This is a genomic window from Saccharothrix hoggarensis (genome assembly GCF_042678885.1).
GTDB lineage: Bacteria > Actinomycetota > Actinomycetes > Mycobacteriales > Pseudonocardiaceae > Actinosynnema > Actinosynnema hoggarensis.
In genome coordinates this window covers 1-528 of the sequence record NZ_JBHTLK010000543.1, presented here as the reverse complement: position 1 = coordinate 528, position 528 = coordinate 1, and the positions used below count along the sequence as shown (strand labels likewise).

1 pseudogene is annotated in these 528 nt (G+C 67.8%); it reads right to left on the bottom strand.

From position 1 onward, the window contains the following. Window positions 1–394 precede the first annotated feature (394 nt). A pseudogene (locus tag ACFQ3T_RS37030) lies at window positions 395–528 on the bottom strand (sugar ABC transporter permease YjfF); the annotation flags it as partial.

Genomic DNA, 528 nt, shown 5'->3' with positions numbered 1-528 from the left:
GCCCGGCATACCCACTCCAGAACGTGAGACGGACCAACTGCCCGGACGGCTCGACGGCCGGCGACCCACACCCGGCCAACAAACCCACGACCGTCACGAACACCGCCGCCACCAACCGACGGCGACGACCCCGAACCCACGTTCCCGGTGCCAAGGCACTTCCTTTCTACGACGGAACGACCGAGTGCCCCGGCGGGCCGGGAGCGGGCGCACGTCCACTGGCGCACCTCGAACCCCGGAGTGGTGCCGAATCCGCAGGTGTCGAGGCACAGGCCGCTGTGCCGGTTGACGAGCGCCGAGTAGCCGCCCGCCCACCGACCTCAGCTGTCACGCAAGTGCACGGGGCGCCGCGCCGTCTCCGGGTGGCGCGACAGCGTGAACTTCGCTGTTCACGTCAAGATCGTCGGACGATGACTCGCTGGAGTGCGATGAAAGCGAGCAGGAGACCACCGATGACGATCTTCGTCCACCAGGACGACAGCGTGCCCTCGAACGAGATCAGCGTCTGGATGGTGCCCAGCACGAGCA